At 65.3% G+C, this 22,852-nt stretch carries 30 protein-coding genes; 20 read left to right on the top strand and 10 right to left on the bottom strand.

The window, feature by feature from the left end; all coding sequences use genetic code 11:
• Positions 1 to 44: 44 nt before the first annotated feature.
• Positions 45 to 332 carry a hypothetical protein gene (locus VO57_015695; protein ID XBL69558.1) on the bottom strand — a complete coding sequence of 96 codons (288 nt, stop codon included), beginning with the start codon at positions 330 to 332 and terminating at the stop codon, positions 45 to 47.
• Between the two features lie 62 nt (positions 333 to 394).
• Positions 395 to 1,855, bottom strand: a complete 1,461-nt coding sequence (mgtE, locus tag VO57_015690) for a magnesium transporter (protein XBL69557.1) — start codon at positions 1,853 to 1,855, stop codon at positions 395 to 397.
• 117 nt (positions 1,856 to 1,972) lie between these two features.
• Between mgtE and VO57_015685 the strand changes: the two genes are divergently transcribed.
• Positions 1,973 to 2,434, top strand: coding sequence for a peptidylprolyl isomerase (locus VO57_015685; GenBank protein XBL69556.1), 462 nt, complete (start codon positions 1,973 to 1,975; stop codon positions 2,432 to 2,434).
• Positions 2,435 to 2,510: 76 nt separating this feature from the next.
• On the opposite strand, the gene VO57_015680 is transcribed toward VO57_015685, so the two are convergent.
• The 4 genes from VO57_015680 to VO57_015665 all read right to left on the bottom strand — a co-directional run bounded on the left by VO57_015680 (position 2,511) and on the right by VO57_015665 (position 5,434).
• Positions 2,511 to 3,395, bottom strand: a complete 885-nt coding sequence (locus VO57_015680) for a LysR substrate-binding domain-containing protein (protein ID XBL69555.1) — start codon at positions 3,393 to 3,395, stop codon at positions 2,511 to 2,513.
• A gap of 79 nt (positions 3,396 to 3,474) precedes the next feature.
• Positions 3,475 to 4,413, bottom strand: coding sequence for a hemolysin family protein (locus VO57_015675; protein ID XBL69554.1), 939 nt, complete (start codon positions 4,411 to 4,413; stop codon positions 3,475 to 3,477).
• 24 nt (positions 4,414 to 4,437) lie between these two features.
• Positions 4,438 to 4,920, bottom strand: coding sequence for an rRNA maturation RNase YbeY (gene ybeY / locus VO57_015670; GenBank protein ID XBL69553.1), 483 nt, complete (start codon positions 4,918 to 4,920; stop codon positions 4,438 to 4,440).
• Between the two features lie 172 nt (positions 4,921 to 5,092).
• On the bottom strand, positions 5,093 to 5,434 hold the full coding sequence (locus VO57_015665; GenBank protein XBL69552.1) for a GIY-YIG nuclease family protein: 342 nt from the start codon (positions 5,432 to 5,434) through the stop codon (positions 5,093 to 5,095).
• A 77-nt stretch (positions 5,435 to 5,511) separates the two neighbouring features.
• Between VO57_015665 and VO57_015660 the strand changes: the two genes are divergently transcribed.
• The 6 genes from VO57_015660 to VO57_015635 all read left to right on the top strand — a co-directional run bounded on the left by VO57_015660 (position 5,512) and on the right by VO57_015635 (position 12,300).
• Positions 5,512 to 6,168, top strand: a complete 657-nt coding sequence (locus VO57_015660) for a DUF2239 family protein (protein ID XBL69551.1) — start codon at positions 5,512 to 5,514, stop codon at positions 6,166 to 6,168.
• 76 nt (positions 6,169 to 6,244) lie between these two features.
• Positions 6,245 to 7,726 carry an HWE histidine kinase domain-containing protein gene (locus tag VO57_015655; GenBank protein ID XBL69550.1) on the top strand — a complete coding sequence of 494 codons (1,482 nt, stop codon included), beginning with the start codon at positions 6,245 to 6,247 and terminating at the stop codon, positions 7,724 to 7,726.
• 177 nt (positions 7,727 to 7,903) lie between these two features.
• Entirely contained in the window at positions 7,904 to 9,106 is a 1,203-nt protein-coding gene (locus VO57_015650) for a GGDEF domain-containing protein (protein ID XBL69549.1), read from the top strand.
• Positions 9,107 to 9,204: 98 nt separating this feature from the next.
• Entirely contained in the window at positions 9,205 to 9,987 is a 783-nt protein-coding gene (locus VO57_015645; protein XBL69548.1) for an AraC family transcriptional regulator, read from the top strand.
• 84 nt (positions 9,988 to 10,071) lie between these two features.
• On the top strand, positions 10,072 to 11,139 hold the full coding sequence (locus VO57_015640; GenBank protein XBL69547.1) for a serine hydrolase: 1,068 nt from the start codon (positions 10,072 to 10,074) through the stop codon (positions 11,137 to 11,139).
• Positions 11,140 to 11,385: 246 nt separating this feature from the next.
• Complete coding sequence (locus VO57_015635; GenBank protein ID XBL71356.1) at positions 11,386 to 12,300, top strand: OmpA family protein; 915 nt, start codon at positions 11,386 to 11,388, stop codon at positions 12,298 to 12,300.
• A 71-nt stretch (positions 12,301 to 12,371) separates the two neighbouring features.
• On the opposite strand, the gene VO57_015630 is transcribed toward VO57_015635, so the two are convergent.
• The 4 genes from VO57_015630 to VO57_015615 all read right to left on the bottom strand — a co-directional run bounded on the left by VO57_015630 (position 12,372) and on the right by VO57_015615 (position 16,082).
• Positions 12,372 to 13,406, bottom strand: a complete 1,035-nt coding sequence (locus tag VO57_015630) for a hypothetical protein (GenBank protein XBL69546.1) — start codon at positions 13,404 to 13,406, stop codon at positions 12,372 to 12,374.
• Positions 13,403 to 14,446, bottom strand: a complete 1,044-nt coding sequence (locus VO57_015625; GenBank protein XBL69545.1) for a PhoH family protein — start codon at positions 14,444 to 14,446, stop codon at positions 13,403 to 13,405. Before VO57_015625 ends, VO57_015630 begins: the two co-directional genes overlap by 4 nt.
• A gap of 545 nt (positions 14,447 to 14,991) precedes the next feature.
• Positions 14,992 to 15,447, bottom strand: a complete 456-nt coding sequence (locus tag VO57_015620; GenBank protein XBL69544.1) for a hypothetical protein — start codon at positions 15,445 to 15,447, stop codon at positions 14,992 to 14,994.
• Positions 15,444 to 16,082, bottom strand: coding sequence for a S24 family peptidase (locus VO57_015615; GenBank protein ID XBL69543.1), 639 nt, complete (start codon positions 16,080 to 16,082; stop codon positions 15,444 to 15,446). Before VO57_015615 ends, VO57_015620 begins: the two co-directional genes overlap by 4 nt.
• Positions 16,083 to 16,198: 116 nt before the next feature.
• Here VO57_015615 and VO57_015610 point away from each other — a divergent pair, with 116 nt between their 5' ends.
• The 13 genes from VO57_015610 to VO57_015550 are packed head-to-tail and all read left to right on the top strand — an operon-like array spanning position 16,199 to position 22,842.
• Positions 16,199 to 16,438 (top strand): transposase, encoded by a 240-nt coding sequence (locus tag VO57_015610; GenBank protein XBL69542.1) that lies wholly within the window; start codon positions 16,199 to 16,201, stop codon positions 16,436 to 16,438.
• The gene (locus VO57_015605) at positions 16,435 to 16,848 is read left to right on the top strand and encodes a hypothetical protein (protein XBL69541.1); all 414 of its coding nucleotides are present in this window, start codon (positions 16,435 to 16,437) and stop codon (positions 16,846 to 16,848) included. The genes VO57_015610 and VO57_015605 overlap by 4 nt, the downstream gene beginning before the upstream one ends.
• A complete protein-coding gene (locus tag VO57_015600) occupies positions 16,845 to 17,819 on the top strand; it encodes a hypothetical protein (protein ID XBL69540.1) in 975 nt (324 codons plus the stop codon). The genes VO57_015605 and VO57_015600 overlap by 4 nt, the downstream gene beginning before the upstream one ends.
• Positions 17,819 to 18,169, top strand: coding sequence for a hypothetical protein (locus VO57_015595; GenBank protein ID XBL69539.1), 351 nt, complete (start codon positions 17,819 to 17,821; stop codon positions 18,167 to 18,169). The genes VO57_015600 and VO57_015595 overlap by 1 nt, the downstream gene beginning before the upstream one ends.
• On the top strand, positions 18,169 to 18,372 hold the full coding sequence (locus VO57_015590; protein XBL69538.1) for a hypothetical protein: 204 nt from the start codon (positions 18,169 to 18,171) through the stop codon (positions 18,370 to 18,372). The genes VO57_015595 and VO57_015590 overlap by 1 nt, the downstream gene beginning before the upstream one ends.
• Positions 18,369 to 18,575 carry a hypothetical protein gene (locus VO57_015585; GenBank protein ID XBL69537.1) on the top strand — a complete coding sequence of 69 codons (207 nt, stop codon included), beginning with the start codon at positions 18,369 to 18,371 and terminating at the stop codon, positions 18,573 to 18,575. Before VO57_015590 ends, VO57_015585 begins: the two co-directional genes overlap by 4 nt.
• 4 nt (positions 18,576 to 18,579) lie before the next feature.
• Positions 18,580 to 18,783, top strand: a complete 204-nt coding sequence (locus VO57_015580) for a hypothetical protein (GenBank protein XBL69536.1) — start codon at positions 18,580 to 18,582, stop codon at positions 18,781 to 18,783.
• Positions 18,776 to 19,009 (top strand): hypothetical protein, encoded by a 234-nt coding sequence (locus VO57_015575; protein ID XBL69535.1) that lies wholly within the window; start codon positions 18,776 to 18,778, stop codon positions 19,007 to 19,009. The genes VO57_015580 and VO57_015575 overlap by 8 nt, the downstream gene beginning before the upstream one ends.
• Complete coding sequence (locus VO57_015570; protein XBL69534.1) at positions 19,006 to 19,200, top strand: hypothetical protein; 195 nt, start codon at positions 19,006 to 19,008, stop codon at positions 19,198 to 19,200. Before VO57_015575 ends, VO57_015570 begins: the two co-directional genes overlap by 4 nt.
• A gap of 2 nt (positions 19,201 to 19,202) precedes the next feature.
• Positions 19,203 to 20,150, top strand: coding sequence for a phage Gp37/Gp68 family protein (locus VO57_015565; protein XBL69533.1), 948 nt, complete (start codon positions 19,203 to 19,205; stop codon positions 20,148 to 20,150).
• Positions 20,143 to 20,412, top strand: coding sequence for a hypothetical protein (locus VO57_015560; GenBank protein XBL69532.1), 270 nt, complete (start codon positions 20,143 to 20,145; stop codon positions 20,410 to 20,412). The genes VO57_015565 and VO57_015560 overlap by 8 nt, the downstream gene beginning before the upstream one ends.
• Positions 20,405 to 20,866, top strand: a complete 462-nt coding sequence (locus VO57_015555) for a hypothetical protein (protein ID XBL69531.1) — start codon at positions 20,405 to 20,407, stop codon at positions 20,864 to 20,866. The genes VO57_015560 and VO57_015555 overlap by 8 nt, the downstream gene beginning before the upstream one ends.
• A complete protein-coding gene (locus VO57_015550) occupies positions 20,863 to 22,842 on the top strand; it encodes a transposase domain-containing protein (GenBank protein ID XBL69530.1) in 1,980 nt (659 codons plus the stop codon). Before VO57_015555 ends, VO57_015550 begins: the two co-directional genes overlap by 4 nt.
• Positions 22,843 to 22,852: the final 10 nt, after the last annotated feature.

Genomic DNA, 22,852 nt, shown 5'->3' with positions numbered 1-22,852 from the left:
TGCTCCTCTTACGCCTGAGGGGAAGAGGTCGGTCAGCTGATCAGTCAAGCGGTGGCAAAAACGGCGATGACTACAGCAACGGCTGCAACCACTCCCAACAACTTTAAGCGCAAAACATCGCGAGAAATCGCCGGATCGTCGAGCCGCTTATAGTCGTTGTTCAATATGAACATCGTGACGCCCCACCCTGACAGGGACTCACCGCTTATGACACTCTCGTAAGTCTCGGGATGATGCTCCTTGAGAGTTGCTCGTATATTGGACTGGAGCGGCCATTGGAGCAGCCAGCAGACCGCCACAATGGCTATGGCAATGAGTGCAGCCGGGTGCATTTTTTGAGCATAGTTTCTCGCACTTCCTATTCCCACTCGAAACTAAAGGTGTTTGTGGTGGACTACCCCACCAACCCACTCGCCACGGCCAGCCCGAGGAACGCGAAGAAGCCCATCGAGTCGGTCACCATCGTCACGAACACCGAGGACGCGACTGCCGGGTCCTGCTTGGCGCGTTCGAACAGCACGGGGACCAGCACGCCCGCCAGCCCCGCGGTGACCACGTTGATGACCATCGCCAGCGCGATCACGCCGCCCAGTTTCCAGTCGAACACCAGCGCGGTCGCGATGCCGACCAGCACGGCGATGGTCACGCCGTTGAGGATCGCGACGCGCATCTCGCGCCACAGTATCTTGCCCGTGTTAGCGCGGGTCAGCTGATTGGTCGCGATCGCGCGGACGGTCACCGCCATGGTCTGCGTGCCGGCATTGCCGCCGATGCTGGCGACGATCGGCATCAGGATCGCGAGCGCCACCAGCTGCTCGATCGCCGCGCCGAAGGCCGCGATGATCAGCGAGGCGACCAGCGCGGTGCCCAGATTCGCGACCAGCCAGCGCACGCGGCTGGAGAAGGCCTCGCGGATCGGCTCGTTGATGTCGCCGTCGCCCGCACCCGAGAGCAGCAGGGCGTCCTCGCCCGCTTCTTCGGAGATGATGTGGACCACGTCGTCGACCGTCATCTGGCCGACCAGCCGCCCGGTCGAATCGATCACCGCGGCGGAGATCAGCGCGTATTTCTGGAACATCAGCGCGACCTCTTCCTGATCCATCAGGACCGGGATCACGGTCTGGTCGCGCTTCATCACATCGGTCAGCGCGACTTGGCGCGGGGTGGTCAGAATCCAGCTGAGCGCACAGGTGCCGACCGGGTGATGCGCCTCGTCGACCACGAAGACTTCGAAGAAATCGCCCAGCAGCGTGCCGTGGACGCGCAGGTAGTCGATCAGGTCGCCGACGGTGAAATGCTCGGGCACCGCGACGAATTCGCGGCTCATCAGGCGGCCGGCGGTCTCTTCCGGGTAAGACAGCGCGCTTTCGATCGCGGCGCGGTCCTCCGCGTCCATCTCGGCGAGGACGGCTTCGCGTTCGTCCGCGCCCATGTCCTCGATCATCTGGACCGCGTCGTCGGTTTCCAGCTGCTCCGCGATCAGGGCCACCGCCTCGGCGGGCATGCCCTCCATCATTTCTTCGCGGACCCAGTCGTTCAGCTCGGCGACGACCTCGCTGGTCATCAGGTCGCTGATCGCGATGGTCAGCTCGGCGCGCTGGTCATTGTCGAGCAGTTCGAGCAGGTCGGCGACGTCGGCGGGGTGCAGCGGCTCGACCAGTTCGTAGAGTTCGCCGCGCCGGTCTTCCTCCAGTGCGGTGCGCACCGCGCGGAGATATTCGGGCTTGAGGCGGTTTTCCTCGTCGTGCCGCTCGTCATCGACGCGGTCGTCGGGGCGGCCGCCTTCGTGGGTATCGTCCTCGACTGCCAGACCGGCAGGGTCGATCGTTTCGTCGAGGAGAGGATCGGCGCTCATGGCTTTGCGCCCCTAAGCGGATGCGGGGCAAAAGCAAGTCGGAGACGCCGCGCAGGGTGACAGGCGCGCGCGCTGCCGCTAGCCCGCAGCCAAGGCAAATTTGCAAGGAGATTCCCCATGGCCGAGAAATTGACCCTCACGCTCGACACCGGCGACGGCGAAAACAAGGACGTCGTCATCAAGCTGCGCCCCGATCTGGCGCCCGGCCATGTCGAGCGGATTACCGAACTGGCCAAGGACGGGTTCTATGATGGCGTGGTGTTCCACCGCGTGATCCCCGGCTTCATGGCGCAGGGCGGCGACCCGACCGGCACCGGCATGGGCGGCAGCGACAAGCCCGACCTGAAGGCCGAGTTCAATTCCGAACCGCACACCCGCGGCACCTGCTCGATGGCGCGCACCCAAGTGCCCGATAGCGCGAACAGCCAGTTCTTCATCTGCTTCGACGACGCCGAATTCCTCGACGGCCAGTACACCGTATGGGGCCAGGTCGAGAGCGGCATGGACCACGTCGACGCGCTGCCCAAGGGCGAGCCGCCCGCACAGCCGGGCAAGATCGTGAAGGCGAGCGTTTCGTAACTCCGCCTTGACCAGCGCTAGAGCAGCGCAATGAGAAGAAGGGCCCCCTCCGTGCGAGGCGGGCCCTTTTTCATGCCTAGAGCCCAGCCTTGACCAGCCAGTCGTGGAACATGCGCACGGGGCGCTCTTCCAGCGCGCCGGGCTTACACACGAACCAGTAGGAATAGGGGCTCTCGACCTCCGCGTCGTAGAGGTTGACCAGCCGGTTGTCGGCCGCGCGGCGGCGGTGATCGTCGTGCATGATCGCGATGCCCAGACCCTGCGCCGCGGCGGCGAGCATCAGCTGGCCCGAATCATAGTGATCGATCGCGGCGGGCTCCAGATCGGTGAGATCGAGCGCTGCCTTCCACGCGGTGAAGCTTTCGGGCAGCCCGTTGTGGATCAGGAAGGTCTGCCGCGCCAGCAGACCCGCATCGGGCGTGTCGCCCAGCGTCGCCGCCAGTTCGGCATTGGTGATCGCATGAACCTTGTTCTCGTCCAATCGCACCGCGTGCAAGCCGGCGCTGGGCCGGTTCGAGAGGATGATCGCCGCGTCCAGCGTATCGCCCACCCGGTCTTCCAGATGGGGGCCGGTGTCGATGTCGATATGCAGGATCGGGTGCAGCCGTCGCAGTTCGGCAAGGCGAGGGAACAGCCGCTGGGTGCCGAACAGAGGCAAGACGCCCAGGTGCAGGCGGAGCAGGCTGGTGCTTTCCGACTGGCCTTCCACCGCGCGGGCGAGCGCTTCGAAATGCGGCAGCACCGCCTCGTGAAACGCCGCGCCCTCGTCGGTCAGCTGCATCGCCTGGCGGGCGCGGGTGAACAGTTTCTTGCCGATGAACTCTTCCAGCGTGGCGATCCGTCGACTGAGCGCCGAGGGGCTGAGCCCGAGCTGGTTCGCCGCCGCACGGGCGGAGCCCAGACGGACGGTGTGCATGAACGCTTCGAGCGAGCGCAACGGAGGGAGGCGGCGGTTGACCATCAGGGCGACCTTGGCAGGATGCTGGGGCGCGCAAAAGCCCTATTTTGCGCGGATAGGCGTAGCGAGGCAGGCGACACCGCTACTCCTCCTCGCTGGCATCCTCGCGCGCGTGCAGGCGGACCTTCTTCACGTGGGTTTCGTCGCCCTCGATCACCTCGATCGTCCAGCCATTGGGATGCTCCACGCTGGTGCCGACCTGCGGCACCTGTTCGGCGAGGATGAAGGTCAGGCCGCCCATCGTATCGACCGATTCCTCGACCTCGGCCAGCGCCGGGTCGATCCGCTTGGCGATATCCTCCAGCTCGGCGCGGGCGTCGATTTCCCACACGCCGTCGCCGATCGGGGTGATCCAGTCCTCCCGCTCGTCGTCGTGCTCGTCCTCGATCTCGCCGACGATCTCCTCGACCAGATCCTCGATCGTGATGATCCCGTCGGTGCCGGAAAACTCGTCGACCACGATCGCGAGGTGCATGCGTTTCGCGCGCATGTCGGCCAGCACGTCGAGCGCACCGCGGCTCTGCGGCACGTAGAGCGGTTGGCGCATCAGCGTCGTCCACTCGGATGGGGCCGGCTTGCCGCCGGTGAGGTATGGGAAGACGTCCTTGATGTGGATCATCCCGATCACCTCGTCGAGCTGCTCGCGATAGACCGGCAGGCGCGAATGGCCGTGTTCGGTAAACACTTCCAGCAGCTCCTCCCACGAGGCGCCGGCTTCCACCGCCACGATCTCGCCGCGCGGGATCGCCACGTCGTCCGCATCGTGTTCGCTGAAATGGAGGAGATTGCGCAGCATCTCGCGCTCTTCGCGCGACAGATCGCCGTCGTCGTGCGAATCGCCTCCGTGGGCTTCGTCCTCGCCCTCCTCGCGATCGCGTTCGTTGATTGCGTCCTCGATCTCGCGCCGCAGGCTGCGTTCGCTGCCTTGGCCGTTCAAGAACTTGCGCATGGCGAGCCAGAGCCCGCCTCTACTGTCCGCGTCTCCCGCGCCAGCAGACTTGTCGCTATCGTTTTCGGGCATGGCCCTGAAATGCTCTCCTGTTTCTCAAGCGTCACCATATGGGTCGGGCAGGCCCAGCAGTGCAAGCGCCTTCACCTCCAGCGCCTCCATTTCCTGTGCGTCCGCTGGCGAGATTTCGTGATCGAGTCCGGCCAGATGGAGCAGGCCGTGGACCACCAGATGGCTCGCATGGGCCTCCAGCGGGATGCCTTTCTCGGCCGCTTCACGTGCGCAGGTCTCGTACGCGAGCGCGATGTCGCCGAGCAGTGCGGGCGGGCCGCCGGGTGCGAGATCGATCAGTTCGTCGCGCTCCAGCATCGGGAAGCTGAGCACGTTGGTCGGCTTGTCCTTCTCGCGCCAGTCGCGGTTCAATTCGTGAACCTGCGCATCCGAGGTGAACAGGATGCTCGCCTCCAGCCGCGCATTGGCCAGCGCGGGCTCGACCTGAGCGGCAGCATCCGCCGAGCGGCTCGCCAGCGCATCCCATTCGCCATCCGGCCAGTGCTCGACGTCGATCTCAAGCTCCATGACGCCCTCCGCAAGGCGAGCGCCTGACACACCTGACACACAGTCCAGGGACCGAAAAAACGGCCCTGCTCCGAGGTGCGGGTGGGGAGGGCTCAAGGAAGGGCGCGGGCACGATCATGAGGGCTCCCCTAGCGAATCCGGGCGGGGGTAGGAAAGTGCGCTGATGGCGCGCTTAGACCGGAGTGGCCGACAGTGCTTCGCGCCAGTGCGTGACGCGATCGTCGAGGCGGGAGGCGCGGATGAAATCGGTCACGTCATCGGGCAGGTCGAGCGTTTCGAGGATCTCGAAGCTGAAAGCCGCCTCGCCGTGCTCCTTCCATGCAGTCTGAAGCTCGCGGCGCGGGTGGCCGCCGGTGCGCATGGTGAAGCGCTGGCGGTTTTCGATCCCCGAAAGATCCTTCGCGCCGCCGACCCAGACGCGGTCCTCCCCTGCAAAGCGCAGCGCGTAGACTCCGGTTGCGATCGTGCGGTCCTTGTATGCCGCGATCGCGGCCTTGCGGGCATCGCCCTTCATGACTCGTTCCTTTCGGCGCGGCCTATTATTACCCGGGTTATATTGACGCAAGGATTTTATCCGGGCAATAATCGTGCATGACCGATTTTGCCGACATCGCCGCGACTGCCTTTGCGGGCCACAGCCTGCTCGCCTCCGGCCCGCTCGACCTGGTGGCGCTTGCGGTGCGCAAGGCGGAACGGGAGGGGGCCGACGGCCCGCTGCTGGTGTTCGACGATGCCAGCGGCAGGGTGATCGATCTGGATCTGCGGGGCAGCGAGGCGGACATGCTGGCCCGGCTTGCGGATCGCGGAGCGGCGAAGCCCGGCCCGGCGCAAGCCCAGGAAAAACCGCGCGGGCGCGGGCGGCCCAAGCTCGGCGTGGTCGGGCGCGAGGTGACCTTGCTGCCGCGCCACTGGGACTGGCTGGAGCAGCAGCCCGCCAGTGCGTCCCAGGTGATCCGCCGGTTGATCGACGCCGCGCGGCGGGAGGAGGGCGGTGCTGCTGTCGCCGCTCCCCCCGCTGACTCTGTTCACCCTGTTCACCCCACGCGACCCGTGCCGCGCAGGGTCCGTGCCGAACGCACATATCGGGTGATGACGGACCTGGCGGGCGACCAGCCCGGCTACGAGGAGGCGCTGCGCGCGCTGTTCGTTGGCGATGACGCCGCCCTCGCCGCAAACATCGCCGACTGGCCTGGCGATGTGGCCGCCTATGTGCATCGGCTTGCGGGACTGGATGAGGCAGACGGATAGCGGCAGCGGGAGACCCCGAGGGGAACAATTGCGTTTACGGCGAGTTAGGAAACACCGCGCAACGCGAAGGGCCGCCTTGAATATCGATTTTCTCGAACTGGCCGAAGCCTCACCCAACCCGTACGTCCTGATGGATCGGGACTTGCGGCTGGTGTGGATGAACCTGGCGTATTGCGCGGTCACCATGCGCGCGCGTGAGGACATCATCGATCGCAAGATGTTCGATGCTTTCCCCGCCGATCCGGATTCGGAAAGCTATCGCCAGCTACGGGAGTCGCTCGACCACGTGCTCGAGACGGGCGAGCCGGACGAGATCGCGCTGATCCGCTACGACATTGCGCGCCCCGATGGCGGGATGGACACACGGTACTGGAGCGCGACGCACACCCCGCTTCACTCGCCGACCGGTGAGACCTGCTATATTTTGCAGCACACCGTCGACGTTACCGAGATGCACAAGCTGCGCGACGAAGTGAACGTGTTGCGCCGTGCGGACGCGGTGCAGGAGCGCAATCGCAGCCTCGAGCGTGAAAGCCAGCGGCTGCTCGAATTCTTCCAGCAGGCACCCGGCTTCGTTGCAGTGCTGGGCGGCCCGACCCATGTGTTCCAGATGGCCAATGCCGCCTATCTGCGGTTGGTTGGGCGCGATGACATTGTCGGCAGGACGGTGGCGGAGGCCTTGCCCGAAGTCGCCGCGCAGGGCTTTATCGAGACGCTCGACGAGGTGTACCGGACGGGCAAGGCCTATATCGGGCGCCGCGAGCCGGTGCTGCTCGACGGGGACCACGAACCTGCCCACGCCAGGCGTGTGCTCAACTTCATCTTCCAGCCAATTTCCGATGGGGACGGTACGAATACAGGCATCATCGTCCAGGGTGCCGACGTGACCGAGGAGGTCGAATACGAGGAACGGCAGGAACTGCTGATTCAGGAGCTCAACCACCGGGTCAAGAACACGCTGGCGGTGGTTCAGAGCATCGCCCAGCAGACCTTTCGCGCCGTGCCCGATTCTGCGCCTGCGATGGCGACCTTCAAGGCGCGCCTGCACGCGCTGGCGGCGGCGCATGGCTTGCTCACCGAATCGAGCTGGAGCCCGGCGAGCGTGCGCGAGATCGTCGAGCTCACGGTGGGCGCTACCTTCGGTCCGCTCGACGATCGCGTGCCACTCGACGGGCCCGATTTCCTGCTTAACCCCGAGGTCGCGCTGGCGCTGACCATGATCGTCCACGAGCTGACCACCAACGCCATCAAGTACGGCGCACTCTCTGATGACGCGGGCAGGGTGCATATCGACTGGTCGGTGAACGCCCGGGAGGATTGCGACGTGCTGTCGCTGACCTGGCGTGAGCGGGGCGGACCGCCGGTTGCGGCCCCGTCCAGCGAAGGATTCGGTACCCGGCTTATTCGCACTGGAATAACGTCCAAGCGCGGAACCGCGGTCGACTTGCGGTTCGAGCCGGAAGGCGTCGTCTGCGCGCTGGAGGTGATGCTGGAATGCGGGGCCCATCACGAGCCGAGCGCAGAGGGCCCGATCAGCTCACCCTCAATGCCGGGCTGATCCGACCCGCTGGGGTGGCTGGTGGCCGTTGTGCCCGCCCGGCTTGCGGCGACGACCGGATAACACGCTCGCCGCGGCACATGACTTTTACCCAATTTCAAGCTTGGCAGGGGTAGTCGCCGCGCAAGCCATAGCCCAGCGGGGGCGCTCCGATCGCAAGAGGTAACTGCCAGACCAATGCCCCAGGCCATCCTGCCACTGCTGATGAACCTGTCGATCGCGATCATGTTCGTCGCAGGTTTCATGGCCGTGGCCCATGCCCATCCGGTGGTCAGCAAGGCGCGCTGGTTCGCGCTGTGCTTCCTGCTCGGCCTGGCGGACCCGCTGGCGAATCTGGCCGTGTGGTTCGGCGTCAACCCGGACGCGATGCGGTTGCTGGGGTTCACCCTGTTCCTGGCCGCGATGCTGGGCCTCGCGCTGGCGCTGTCCCATTTCCACGACCGCAAACCCTTCTGGAAGGTCGCGATCGCCATTCTGGCGGGCGGGTTCCTGTACCGGCTCTTCACGCTCGATGCGCCGCGCGACGCGCTATGGAACCTGCTGCTATTCCAGAGCTGGTATGCGATGGCCGCTGCGCTGTGCGCCTACGCGGTCAGGCGCCACGCGCGCCCGTCGCCGATCAACACCATGCTCTACGTGCTGTTTCTGGTCCTCACAGTCCACTTCCCGATCAAGGCGATCTTCGCGAGCTATCTGGGCAGTGGCCGGACCGAGGGGGAGTATGCGAACACGCTGTATGCGGTGATCTCGCAGACCACCAGCGGCGTGCTGATGGTCGCGGCGGGGCTGCTGATCATCATCAACTTCCTCCAGTCGGTGGTGCAGAACACGCAGGCGCAGGCGCTGTCCGATCCGCTGACCGGGCTGCCCAACCGACGCGCGATGGACCGCTGGTTCGACGAATTGGCTGCCGCCGAGGCGGACGAGCCGGCGGTGGTCGCGGTGATCGACATCGACCATTTCAAGACCTTCAACGACCGCTTCGGCCACGATGTCGGCGACAAGGTGCTGCGCGCGGTCGCCACCTGCCTCGACCGGCATCGCCCCTCCGCTGCCCGGCTGGCGCGGCTCGGCGGGGAGGAATTCGTCCTGCTGCTGCTGAAGGACGAGGCGGAGGCGCTGCTGACCTGCGAGAGCATGCGGCTGGCGATCTCGCGCCTCACCTTCGCGGAGACCGACCCGGTGACCGTAAGCATCGGGCTGGCCAGCGCGCTGCCCGGCGAGGCGATGGGCGGGCCGCTGCGGCGCGCCGACCAAGCGCTCTACCGCGCGAAGGGGCTGGGCCGAAACCGCTGCGAGGTCGCACCGCCCGTCGATGGCCAGACGCCGTCCCAGCCGCTTTCCGGCACGCCGGACCTCAAGCTTGTGGCGAAGACCTGATCGCGCCACCGGGCGGACAATCAATGTCCGTGGTCGATTGACGGGGGAGCCACCTCGGGCAAGTCTGCCAGTGTCGATCCCGTCGAAAGGATGATCGCATGCAGCAGTCCCTCCAGCGCGGGCCAGGCCAGATCTGGGGCGACATGGCCCGCCATCGCACGGTGCGCGATGTCCGCTTCGGCGTGTACCAACCGCTCGACATCGAGATCGAGCCGCATGTCCACGAAGACCGCCACCTCGTGTTCGTGTTCGGCGGCAATTACATCACTTCGGCGCAAGGGGCACCGCCGGTCACCAGCGCGCCGATCTTGGTCGACAATCCGGCGGGTACCGCGCATCGCGACCGTTTCCTGCGGCCCGAGGGGCGGTTTCTCACCCTGAACCTCGCGCCCGAAGCCTCTCACGAAGGCCCCGCGCGCGCCTCGCGCAACCCGCGCGACATTGCCCGGATGCTCAGCGTGGTCGGCGAACTGGAGTTCGATGCGCCCACGCTGCTGCTCGAAGAAGTCGCCGAGACGGCGCGGTCGAAGACGCGGCCAGCGGACGATGCACCTGGCCCCGGCTGGCTTGGCCGCGCCTACGAGATGGTGATGGAAGAGGATGCGCGAGGCGTCACGCTGGATGCACTCGCGCGCGAGGCGGACATGCACCCGGTTCACATCGCCCGCTCTTTCCGTGCCGCCTGGGGGCGCACCGCGGGCGAGCTGATCCGCGACCGCCAGTTCGAGCGCGCGTGCGAGCTGCTCGCCCGCAGCGAGCAGCCGATCGCGCAGATCGCGCTGGAGCTGGGCTTTTGCGACCAAGCGCATTTCACCCGCTTCTTTCGCCGCCGGGCGGGCCTGCCCCCGCTCAAGTTCCGCCGTGCGAGCGGGGTGGCGTAAGCCCGCACCATGTTTGAAACATACAAGAAATGCGCGCGCCATGCGGGCAGGGCCGTCGGGATACCCGAAAGAGGAGCCTGTCCTGTGAAATTCCCGATTGCCGCATTGCTGTGTTTTCTCACCCCCGGCGCGGTGCTCGCCCAGCCGGCGCCCGATTTCTCCGCAGCCCTCGATGCCGCGCACACTGAAGACGTCGCCGGGATCACCAGCGTGGTGGTGATGCAGGACGGAGAGATCGTCGCCGAACGCTATTTCGACGATGGCGGCGCCGACGCGCTGCGCAACACGCGCTCTGCCACCAAGACGGTCACCGGCATGCTCGCAGGGATCGCGGCGGGTGACGGCAGGCTGGCCCGCGACACGCGCATCCGCAGCCTTTTGCCAGACTACGCGCCCGCCAATCCCGATCCGCGCAAGGAACAGGTCACCGTGGAAGACCTGCTGACCATGAGCTCGATCGCCGAATGCAACGATTCGAACCCGTATTCGCGCGGCAATGAGGAGCGGATGTATCTGATTGAGGATTGGGTCGGCTTCTATCTCGACCTACCGGTGAAGGGCTTTGCCGCGTGGGAAACCCGGCCCGAAGACAGCCCCTATGGCCGCGCCTTCTCCTACTGCACCGCCGGCACCGTTGCGCTGGGCGCTGTGGTCGAGAATGCGACCGGGCAGCAGCTGGAGGATTTCGCGCAGCAACGCCTGTTCGGCCCGCTGGGTGTCGAGAGCGTCGGATGGCAGTTCAGCCCGCTGGGCCTGGCGATGGGCGGCGGCGGGCTGGAGCTGACCAGCCGCACGCTGGGCAAGCTGGGCCAGTTGTTCCTCGATCAGGGGCGCGTGGGCGAGCGGCAGATCATGCCGCGAGACTGGATCGAATCCTCGATGACGTCGCAGGTCGCGATCGATGACGGGCGCGGGTTCGAATATGGCTACCTGTTGTGGATCCAGCCCTTCAGCGTCGGCGACACGGGCGTGCGCGCCCGGCTGATGAACGGGAATGGCGGCAACAAGGTCATCATCCAGCCCGAGACTGGCTCGGTCACGGTCATCACCGCAACAAATTACGGCCAGCGCGATGCGCACGCGAAGAGCGAGCGGCTGTACCAGGACTATATCCTGCCCGAGCTTTTGCGTCGTTCGAGCGCGCGGGAATAGGGCCCGTACCGCGTTTGCGAAAGCGCACGGGCCGTCCCTCTTCTGCCTCAAGCCATCGTGAATCGGTCTGTGGCCCCGGATCGCTCTGGAACCGGCCCAACGGGTCGGCATTGGGGTTCCTCGTCAGACGACGTTCGTCACATCTCTGACGGGGGCTTCACACGCCGGTCTGCCAGCAACGGGCGACCGGTTCCATTCTCGCGGGCCAGCACAGGCTCGCGCGACCGATTCGATGGAGTCGCAATGATGAAGAGCAATTCTACCTCCACCTTCACCTCCACCAGGGCCGCGCTGGTCTGCGGGATCGCCGTTCTGGCCATGCCGGCGAGCGTTTCGGCACAGCAGCAGTGGGCGGATACCTCTGCGGAGACCACCGCCGATACCACGCTGACCGTCACCGGCATGCTTCCCGACGAGATCTCCAACCTGCCCGAGGGGCCCGAGATCGACGGGTTCATCTCCGCGCGCAGCGACAACCGCATTCAGGTGACGACCGAAGACGGTGCGAAGACCGTCGTGTTCGTCTCCCCGGAGACCGAGATCAAGGCACGCGGCGGCTTCCTCGGCCTGGCGCGGACCTCGCTCGAGGACGAGCAGCTGTATAACGGTGTGCCCGTCACCGTGCGGACCGTGCAGTGGGAAGACGGCCTGATCGCCCAGCGGATCAGCATGAAGGACAGCGATCTGAAGACCGCCGCGATGATCCAGCGCGGGACCGAGCAGGGCTTTGCCGAACAGACCGCCGCGACCGAAGCGCTGCGCGGGCGCGTGGCCGATATCGACAATTACAACGTCAAGGGCACGACCAACGTCTATTTCGACACCGGCGAATACAAGCTGTCGGGTCAGGCGCAGGCCGAGCTGTGCAGCGCCGCCGCGCAGGCGGACCAGATGGACAACGCGCTGTTGCTGGTGGTCGGCTACACCGATTCGACCGGTAGCTACGAGATCAACCAGGAGCTGAGCGAGAAGCGCGCCGAGCGGGTGGTGAACTACCTGCAGCAGCAGTGCGGCTGGAAGCCGTACCGCATGCTCACCCCGACCGGCATGGCGCAGGCCGATCCGGTGGCGGACAACTCCACCGATTACGGCAAGCAGCAGAACCGCCGCGTGGCGGTGAACATCCTCGTCAGCAAGGCTGTCGACGGAATGGGTGGCTGAGACCGATGATCAAAGGGGGCGGGCTGAAAGGTCCGCCCCAACCACTTCGATAAGCATTGGTGGAAGGTTCGCTAGTTCGCCGACATATTGGCGCGATAGGCGGCCATCTCGCGCGGGAACACGCCAGAGACATCCACGACCGCGTCCACCGCGTCGAGATCGCTGTAATCGAGTTCGATTAGTGTCGCGATGGGATCGGCATCGCGCCCCGATGCGACGTACCCCTTCGCGATTGCGTAGCCGACATAATAGCCCAGATCGCGCTGGCCGAAGGCATTCTCGCCGCTATCCCAGATCCAGTTCGAGAAATCCTTTTGCCCGATGTCACTTGCAAAGGCTTCGATGACCGCATCGTGATGGCCCATGCCGAAGGTGATAGCTGGCTGCTGCGAGGGTTCGCCAATACCCTCCGTCGAGACGAATTCCGCAACCCCTTCGAACAGCGCCTGCGACAGCAGATCGACCCCGCCCTCGGACCGTTGTTGCGTGTGGACCCACTCGTGGAGGTTCAGTGCGACCAGGTTATCGATAGGGCTGGATTCGAAATAGTCCGCAAGATGGGGGAAGTCGGCCATCAGTTCGTCCGATGGAATCGATGAATCGGTCATCGCGAGTTCCGCGCCGATCAGCAGCTTGCCATCAATCGCGGTTCCACCTGCCCGAAGCGCGCCGATCACGAAATAGACCGGCACCGGCTGCGCTTCTGGATAGATGCGGCGGATGTTCGCGAGACGCCGTTCTATCAAGGGAGCGTATTTCGCGATCTGCAAGGTGTGCGGCCGAACGGCGTCGAAATATTGGGGTGCAGTATTGATCGCGTTGACGAATTCCTGGCTGCGATAACTACGCGCCCGGATCATCGCATGAAGGCCGGGGGTGCCACGATCAATATACAACCGATTGATCAGTCGCTGCTGCTCGGCCCGGTCTGGCTCTGCCCGGATTGCGTCATAGGCTTCCCAGAAACGCGCTATATCCTCGTAGATGACCGTCGATTGGGTGACGGATGCCTGCCCCGGTTCAGCTATGCCCGTGTCCGTTGGCGTGGCGCATGCGGACAGCGCGAATGTGAGCGCACCGACCAGCCCCGCCATCCCAAACTTCACTCCCCCGTCCCCTCGTACGCATCGACGATCCGCCCCACGATAGGGTGGCGCACCACGTCGGCGCTGGTGAAGCGGATCGTGCCGAAGCCTTCGATCCCTTCCAGCTTGTCGACCGCGTCGGCGAGGCCGCTCATGCGGTCGCCGCCGGGGATGTCGACCTGGCGGGGGTCGCCCGCGATCACCATCCGGCTGTTCTGGCCGAAGCGGGTGAGGAACATCTTCATCTGCTCGCGCGTGGTGTTCTGCGCTTCGTCGAGGATCACGAAGGCATCGGCCAGCGTGCGTCCGCGCATGAAGGCGATGGGCGCGATCTCGATCACCCCGCTGGCGATGTGCCGCTCCACCTGTTCGGGCGGCATGCAGTCGTACAGCGCGTCGTAGAGCGGGCGCAGGAAGGGATCGACCTTCTCCTTCATGTCGCCGGGCAGGAAGCCGATCTTCTCGCCCGCTTCCACCGCCGGGCGGCTGAGGATCAGGCGCTGCACGCTGCCGCTGGTCAGCTGCGCGACCGCCTGCGCGACCGCGAGGTAGGTCTTGCCCGTTCCTGCGGGGCCGAGCGCGAAGATGATGTCGTCGCGGCTGAGCGAGCGCATGTAATGCGCCTGCACCGCGCTGCGCGGGACGATGGTCTTGCGGCGGGTGCGGATCATGATCGGCGGTGCGCCGTCCTCGCCGGCCTTCCGCCCCTTGATGATCCCGTCGAGCGTGGGTTCGTTGGTCATCGCGATGATCGCCTCGATCGCGCCTTCGTCCAGATCCTGCCCCAGAGCCAGCTTGTCGTACATCGCCTGCAACACATCCCGCGCGCGGGCGACCGAATCCTCCGGCCCTTCGATCATCACCTTGTCGCCGCGGGCGGAGATGAACACCGACAGGCGGTTTTCCACCTGCACGAGGTTGGCATCGAACTGGCCGAACAGCGGGACCAGCAGCGACTGGTTCTCGAAATTCATTTCGGCCCGTGCGCGGCGTACCTCGCGCTGGGGGTGCGGTGGCGGGGAGAGCCGGGGCTCTCCGGCGCGAGTTGGTCTGCGGCCCATGCGCTCCTTTCAGGCTCGAGGCATTGCGAGTCCCGAATGTAAGCTGCGCGGCGGGCGAGGCAAGCGGCAGCATCTCGCGCCGGTGGAAAGTCACCCGAGTGTCACGTGTGTTAGTGGACACAAGGTTCTAGAAGGGGCGTTGCCGGGATTAACCGGGATCGTCTGGGATCGTGAGGGCCGGTAAACGGCTCAATTGTGGGCTTCGTCATGGGTCCTCCCAAAATTTGGCGATCGGCGGGACTGTCTAGAGTGGCAGCCCAAATATACGATCAAATGGCCGTCGAGAGGCCCTTGGGCGGTTCTTAGACGGTGCTTCCTGACATTCGCCTTAAGAGCGCCTTAAGCGCGGGTTAGCGCCACTTAAGATGGGCCTTGTGGGCCGTGGCCGACCCTTTGAGCCGGTGAAATCGATCTGGCGAACCGGGCTGAAGGTCGCCCAGTTAGGCCTTTCAGGGATGGAACTGGGTTGTTGCTGATATTATTGCTGAATTTGGCGGTCGCGGCTCGCCGGCCATGAGACGAGGCGGGTGGGAAGTGGGCGGGTTTTAGCTAGCGTCGGCGAGCGAGGCACGTGGAGTGCGAGCTAGCGCCAGAAGCCCGCCGCGATGCATCTCTATGATAAGGCTCTCGCAACCCTCGACCGTTCCGTCATCACTAATTCGGTCCAAGATCACCGAACAGCCATTGTTGCTTGGGGTGGCGAGCATGAGCCCGGCCAGGTCTTCCCGAGAAAACCACTCAACCCCACGCGCTTCGAAACCGGTCGCCCAGTTCTCGTAGGCGCGCAGGCATTCGAAGCTGCCTTCCTCGGGCCAGCATCTGACCAATGTCGCCGTGTTCAGATCGGGAGCAGTCAGCAAGGTCATCTGGCTGCCATCAGAGAGCACAATCCAGTGCGGCGTCAGATAGTTCAGGTCGGCATCGGGATCGACCTTCACCTGGGCGGCACAGGGAGCCGCCAGCAAGAGGGATGCTGCGAATAGTGAAAGCAGTCGGGTCATAGCTTCCCCACCTTGGCGATCACGCGACCGATTATGGTCAGTTCGCCATCGGTGGCGAAGTCATCCGTCACGCTGGGATTGTCTGACATAATGGTGACGCCGTCGCGTGTCGGGCGCAAGCGTTTGATCATGCCGAAGTCGCCCACGGTGCAGGCCCAGATCAGGTCGCGGTCAAACATAGTGTCCTGACTGCGGTCGATCAGGATGAGGTCGCCGCTGCTGATCGTTGGCTCCATCGAATCCCCCTGCCCGATCGCCCAGTAGAGCTGGCCGGGGCGAGCATCGGTGAAATTGCGTAGCCACTCGCGCGAGAAGACGCGCTTTGCAGGCTCGACATGCCCGCTCACGTCGCTGGCACCCATGCCGTAGCGCAGGTCGACTTCGTCGATCTCGACCAGATCGGTTGCGCGAGCCTCTTCGACGAGCTGGTGATGGAACGTCGAGCGAGGACTTTCCAGTGTCCGCGCCCAGCCTGGAAAATTAGGATAGGCGGCGCGCAGCTTTTCAAGGGTGCGCTGGCTGATCCTGGTCTCTGCGGTGCCCTTGTAGGGACGCTGGAGAGTCGAGGGAGCGAGGCCCGCCTTCTTCGCAACGCCAGCCACATGGTCGCCGACGTGGGAAACCAACGCGCGCACCAGCGCCGTATCCTGTTCTAGCCCGTCCACAGGCCATCGCTACCAAATGGCCGACCGCAACCGTAACTGCATTTATGCGGTTGTGTGATTGCATAAATGCAGTTATTGCAGTTGGCATGGATCAGCAGGAAGCCATTGCCGAAATCGAGCGCGAGGCGCGTCGGGCCGGTTTTTCGATTGCGCAGCTGTGCAAGCGCGCGGGTGTCCACCCCAGCAGCTTCTGGCGCTGGAAGCAGACGCCGGGGAACCCAGAGCCAACCAGCGCGAGCTACAATGCGATCGTCGGACTGCGTTCCACGCTGAAGACGATGAAAGAAGAGCGCGATGCGGGCGAGCCGAAGGCGGCTTGGGCATGAGCGCGTTGCAGAACGGAAGTGGGTTCGCTGATCCCGCCGGTGCGCGTCGGATCGTTCGTCGCGTTGAGCTGCGCGAAAGGCTGCGGTGCGTTCAAGCGTCAGTCTCGACACTGAAGAAGCGCCTCGACGAGGCCCGTCAGATGGATGCTGGCGCGGTGCCGACCGTCGAGAGCGAGCGCCTCGATCTGGCTGATCGCGATCTCGCGAACGCCATCGCCGATTCGCGGATCGATGGCCTGCTCGGTCGCGATGAGCGCGAGAAGGAGCTGTTGGAGGGCATAGACCTTGTCTTGCAGCTCCTCGACAAGGTCGGCGTCGGACTTGAGCATGGGCTGTTCTCCCTGAAGCATGCCAACGAGCCTAAGTCCGCCACCGATGCCGGTCATCGTCTATGTGGAGCGGCCAAATGAACGCTCCTGCGCCCAAGTCGGTGCTGGAGAGCGCCAAGGCCGTGGTCCTCGATCCGAACACGATCGACGTGTTCGACCGGATCGGCTTCTATTTTCCTGACAAGGCAGCCGCGTTCGGCAGGCTGATGGCGATCGACGGCCAGCGCGACCCGATCAAGGTCTCGGCACAGCCCGAGGGAAGCGAGTTTCCCTGGCGGCTGCATGTTGGTCTGCACCGCACGATGGGCGCGCGGATCGAAGGGATCGGCATCCATGCGCTGGTGGTCGACGGCACACCTGCCGAGCTGGAGCAGCTGGAGGCGAGCGAGAACCTGCACCGCAGGACGCCGCCGCCGATCGAGCGGGCCAAGTTCACCGCCGCGCTGGTGCGCGCCGCGCAGGAGCGCATCGCGCGCGAGCATGGCGATCTTTCGCAGCAGGAGCTGGCGATCAAGGCCCGCTGGGCGCGGGTCAAGCACGGCGAAGAGGACCTTGAGAAGGCGCTCAATGCCGAGGTCGATGATACGGCGGACAAGATGTCCGCCGTATATGGCTGGCAGGATGCTGTGGCTGACGCGCTGGGCTTCGATAAGCGCACCATCCGGCGTGATCTGGCGCTTTATCGGCTGGTGGTTGAGCCGTTTCCCCGGCTGGCCGAGCCGCTCTCGCAGCATCCGGTGGTGGGCGAGAATGCGAGCCAGCTGAAGAAGATCGCCGAGGTCAAAGACGAAGCCGCACGGCGGCGGGTGATCGAGGCGCTGCTCGAAAATCCTGAGAGCAAGGTCGAGGACGCGCTGGTCGCTGCCGAGGTCGCGCAGCGCGGACCGGATGCCACGCCTGCGCCGCAGCAGAAGTTCGTCAATCAGATCCTCGGCGGCTGGAGCCGTCTCAGCATCGGCCAGAAGCGCAGGTTCTTGCCCAGCTTCGTCGAACAGCTGACCCCGGACATGAAAGCGCAGCTGCGCGAGCTGCTGGATGAGGAGCAAGGCTGATGGGCCTCTTCCGCAAGCAGAAGGCGATCGATCCCGAGCAGTGGCAGGCGGGCGATATGGCCGAGTGCATCGTCCAGGGCGAGTGGATCTGCGCAGTCTCCCGTGAGGATACCGGTGGGCCGCGTCTGAGCGAGACGCGCACTGTCACCAAGGTTCGCATCAAACGATGCCCCGTGAGGGGCGAGATGATCGTTTGGCTCGGCTTCGATCGCTACCCCGGCAAGATCTTCGACGCGAGCTTCTTCCGCAAGGTGCGTCCCTGCGCGGACGAACTGATCGCGGCGGAGAGCGCCTTCACCGACCTGATCCGCAGGAAGCACGTGCGCCGCCCTGTCCGGGTGGCCCCGTGATGGGACGGCATGCTGCCAAGGAAGCTGCGCAGAAAGCGCGCCGTGAGCAACTCTCGCGCCTGCGCTGCACTCGACCCCTGACGCCCGAGGAGCGCGCCGAAGAGGCGCTGCTGGAGCGTCGTCTGGCGGGCAGGCTGTGGGCGCGCGAGCAGGCCGAAACCGAGGCGCGCATCGCGCGCAAGCTGGAGCGGGGAGACGCATGATGGCCCGGCAATCGCTCGCCGACAAACACCGTCAGCACAGGCACGAGATGGCGCTGGTGCTGGAGACTGGCTGCACGCCGATCGAGGCGCGCTTCGCGCTTCGCCGCCGCGACAAGGGTGCCACCGGCACGCGCAAGGTCGAGACGGCTGCACCGCAGAGGCTGCGCGATCTTCCCGACGAACCCTGGATGATGAGGGACTAAGCCGATGTCGAACGTCAAACCCGCCCCGTTCGGGCTGACCGAAAGCGTGGTCGCCAAAACGGTCGGCGACCGGCCTGCCTACGGCAAGGGCGTGATGCAGGTGCCTATCGCGCCCTACACCAAATGTGACGCGTGCGGGCAGCTGCGCACGGTGCCGTGCAACTATTCGGCCTGCCCGATCGCGAGCGGGGAGACCAGCGATGCTTAAGACGGCTGTTCTCCCAAGCCCCAACGCGCGCGAAATCCCTTTCGATCTGCGCAAGGCGAATATCGACGCGGCGACCAAGCATCTGCGCAGGCGCGGCGTTCTGGTCGACGTGCATAACCGCGACGCGCTGGTCCGTGAGTACCGGGTGACCGGCAAGCGCGACCTGATGCTTGCCGAAGACGTGATCGATCTCGCCCGGACAAGCGGGTTCGAGGTGATCCTGTGAGCGGGCGGATCGAACCCCTGCGGCAGGACCTGCGCGAGCGCGGCCTGCTGGGCAGCGACAACCGCCTGACCGCAGCGGGCCACGCCCATGCGGCGCAGCTGATCGAAGATCTGCGCACGGTCGAAGCGCCGAGCGATCCGGCAGCTCCGCGCGTCCGCTGGAAGCATAATTTCGGACAGCGGAGGCGTTGAGGATGGCTGATAACACCAAGATCGAATGGGCAGACGCGACGGCGAACTTCTGGATCGGCTGCACGAAGCTGAGCCCGGCGTGCGACCACTGCTACGCCGAAGCCGACTGGGATCATCGGAAGCATCGGGTCCTGTGGGGCCCGCATGGGGACCGCAGCTTCGTGAAGGCTGGCGAGCAGGTCGTGCGCAAGATGCAGCGCAATGCAGCAGCGTTCATCGCCGAGCATGGGCGCAAGCCGCGCATCTTCGTCAATTCGCTGTCCGACTTCGCCGACAATCATCGGTCGATCCTGCCGGAATGGCGCGCGAAGGTCTGGCAGCTGGCGCGCGAGTGCCCCGATGTCATCCTCCTGATCCTGACGAAGCGCCCGCAGAACCTGCCCACCTATCTGCCTACGGATTGGGGCGCGGGCTATCCGAACGTGTGGATCGGGACGACGGCAGAGAACCAGACCGAGGCAAACCGGCGCGTGCCAGTCCAGCTCGCCATTCCCGCCGCTCGACGCTTTCTTTCCTGCGAACCACTGCTGGAGCCGGTCGATCTTGAGCGCATTCCTAGCGATGGCTGGGTGATCAAGTCACTCAGCGGCGGAATCTATCGCCCGTATGGGGCAACTTGGGACAGCCATCGTAGTCTCGACTGGGTGATCGTCGGCGGAGAGAGCGGCCTCAAAGCACGGCCCATGCACCCCGATTGGGCGCGGTCCTTGCGCGACCAGTGCGCAGCGGCAGGCGTACCCTTTCTCTTCAAGCAATGGGGCGAGTGGGCCCCGCTGGACGACGTGGACGAGGCGCTGCTCGGCGATGGTCTCCCCGGCGCTGACCTGATGCCCGATGGCTTCGCCTGCGTTCACGAAAACCCGATGAGCACCGCCCTCGTCAGGGTGGGCAAGAAGCGCGCCGGTCGCCTGCTCGACGGGTGCACGCATGACGGGTTTCCTCATGGCTAGGCTGCTCGTCACTTCGCACGCGATCATGCGCTACCAGGAGCGGGTCGAGAACGTCCCTGCGCGGGAGGTTTGCGCTCGTCTCAACGCGCCAGTGTTCCAGCGGGCTTCGGAGTTCGGCGCGCGCTATGTGAAGCTGGCGGGTCTCCAGCGCGTCGTGATCCTTGAAGGGCGGGTCATTACGGTTCTGCCGTCCGGTCACGCGCCCGGTTCCCTCGCGCCCTCACGGGACGCCCTGCACGATGGAGCGGGCGGCGATGGCTAAGGCGAAATCGCACCCCGATCAGATCGGCTTCTGTTTCGACGCACCTGCGGTGCCGTCGGGCGAGGCCGCGCTCGCGGGGTTCGAGAAGCGCACCAACGTGTTTGTGGGCGAGATGCTCAATAGCGACGGTCGCGATCGCTACCGGATCGCAGCCGAGGTCAGCAAGCTGCTGGCGGATGAAGTCTCCAAGACGATGCTCGACGCCTATGCGAGCCCCTCACGCGAGGATCACAAAATCCCCTTCTCCCGCCTGATGGCGATCGTTGTCGTCACGCGGCGTTACGATCTGCTCGACGCGCACCTGCGCGAAACCGGCTGCGGCGTGATCACCGGACGCGAGCTGGAGACGGTGGAACTCGGCAGCATCGAACAGGAGATCAGGGCGCTCCAGGCGAAGGCGCGAGATCTGCGCCGAACCGCTCAGCCCATCCGCCGTGGAGGGGCAAGCGAATGAGCGCAGAACTGGCAATCGCTGCGATGACGCAGGAGGACGCATGGTTCTCGGCAGCGGAGCTTGCGGAGCTGGCGCTGCCGGGCCTGCCGACGAACAAGCGCGGGATCAATCTGCGGGCGAGCGAAGAGCGCTGGGCGTCCCGCGTCGGCAATGATGGCGAAGTGCTGGTGCGCAAGCGCACGGGCCGGGGCGGCGGGACCGAGTATCACCTCGCTCTGCTGCCCGGCGAAGCGCGGCTTGAGCTGATCCGTCGCGGCGTGGTCGCGGAGGAAGCCCCGAAAACCGACGCAGCGACCCAGCGCGCAGACGCTTGGAACTGGTTCGAGCGGCAGCCCGCCAAGGTGAAGCGGGAGGCCGAAGAGCGGCTGAGCATCATTGCCGAGGTCGAGGCACTGGAAGGCGCTGGCGCTTCGCGTATCGCCGCTGTGGCCGCGATCGCCCAAGAGAGGGACATCGGTTCCTCGACCATTTTCGGCTGGATAAAAAAGGTCCGCGGGCTCGACCGGGCCGACCGGCTGCCCGCGCTCGCCTCGCGGCGGAAGGGCGGCGGCGCCAAGGCAGCGATCCCGGACGATCTGTGGCTTTTGTTCAAGTCGCTCGCGCTGCGTCCGTCTGCGCCCACTTTGACAAGCTGTTACGAGCGGGTCGCGGCGGCGGCCGAGGAAAGGGGCGTCTCGATCCCGGTTGAGCGCACCTTCAGGAGGCGTTTGAAGGCGGAGGTTCCGCCAGAGGTCTGGACGCTCAAACGGCAAGGCGAAGAGGCGCTGGTGCGCTCGGTTCCCGCGAACCGCCGAACGGTGGCCGGCATGCACGCGCTCGAATGGGTGAATATCGACGGACACAAGTTCGACGTGCGGGTCGCACCTCCGCCGATGCATCGCTCGAAGGAGCCGATCCGCCCTATGCTGGTCGCGATCCAAGACGTTTACAGCCGCAAGATCGTGGCGTGGCGGCTCGGCTGCGAGGAGAGCGCGATCCAGACTCGCCTCGCCTTTGCCGATCTCTTCCGCGAGTGGGGCATCCCGCATCACGCTCTGCTCGACAACAGCCGGGCCTTCTGGAGCAAGTGGATCACTGGCGGACACCGGGGCAAGCGTTTCCGGTTCAAGGTCAAGCAGGAGGAGCCTGTCGGGTTGCTAACTGGCGTCGGCGTGCAGGTTCACGCGGCGCTGCCCTATCACGGCCAATCGAAGCCGATCGAGCGGGCGTTTCGCGATCTGGAAAATTACATCGGCAAGGCCCCGGAGTGTGAGGGTGCGTACACCGGCCCCAGCCCGATGGCGAAGCCTTCGAACTACGGCACCAAGGTGGTGGAGTGGGATACCTTCTCCGCGCTGGTGGACGAGTGGATCACCCGCCACAACGCGCGCACCGGACGCCGCACCGAAGCGGCCAAGGGCCGCAGCTTCGACGAGGTGTTTGCCGAAAGCTACGCCACTTCACGCATTTCGAAAGCGAGCCCGGAGCACCTGCGCTGGGCGCTTCTGGCGGCGGACCAGAAGAAGCTCAACAGCCTGAACGGCGAGATCGAGCTGCACGGCAATCGCTACTGGCATCGGGAGCTTTCCGCTTTGCGTGGCGAGCTGGTGACGGTGCGGTTCGACCCGGACAATCTGCATTCCGAGGTCCACGTCTACGATCTGGAGGGGCGCTACATCACCGCAGCGCCGGAGCTGGTGGACAGCGGCTTTGCCGATGTCGCCGGGGCGAAGGAAGCGGCCAAGCGAACCGGCGAATACCGCAAACGGGCCAAGGCATTGGCCGAGGCGGAAGAGCTGATCTCCGCCGACGCGCTGATCGAGCTTCAGGCCGGATCGAAAGCGCAGTCGGCCAAGCCCGAGGCGGGCGTGGTCGCCCCCGTCAGACACCCGGATGCCGAGGCGCAGCGATCGCCGCGCCCCAAGGCGGCGAACAACGCCGCGACACTCGATCGAATGCGCGCGGGACTGCTGAAGCGCGCAGCGAACAGCCAATAATCAGAAGGCA

This window comes from Citromicrobium bathyomarinum (assembly GCA_001306305.2).
Classification (GTDB): Bacteria; Pseudomonadota; Alphaproteobacteria; order Sphingomonadales; family Sphingomonadaceae; genus Alteriqipengyuania; species Alteriqipengyuania bathyomarina.
Note: the sequence above shows the minus strand (reverse complement) of the source record. Positions and strands in the feature narration are given on the sequence as shown.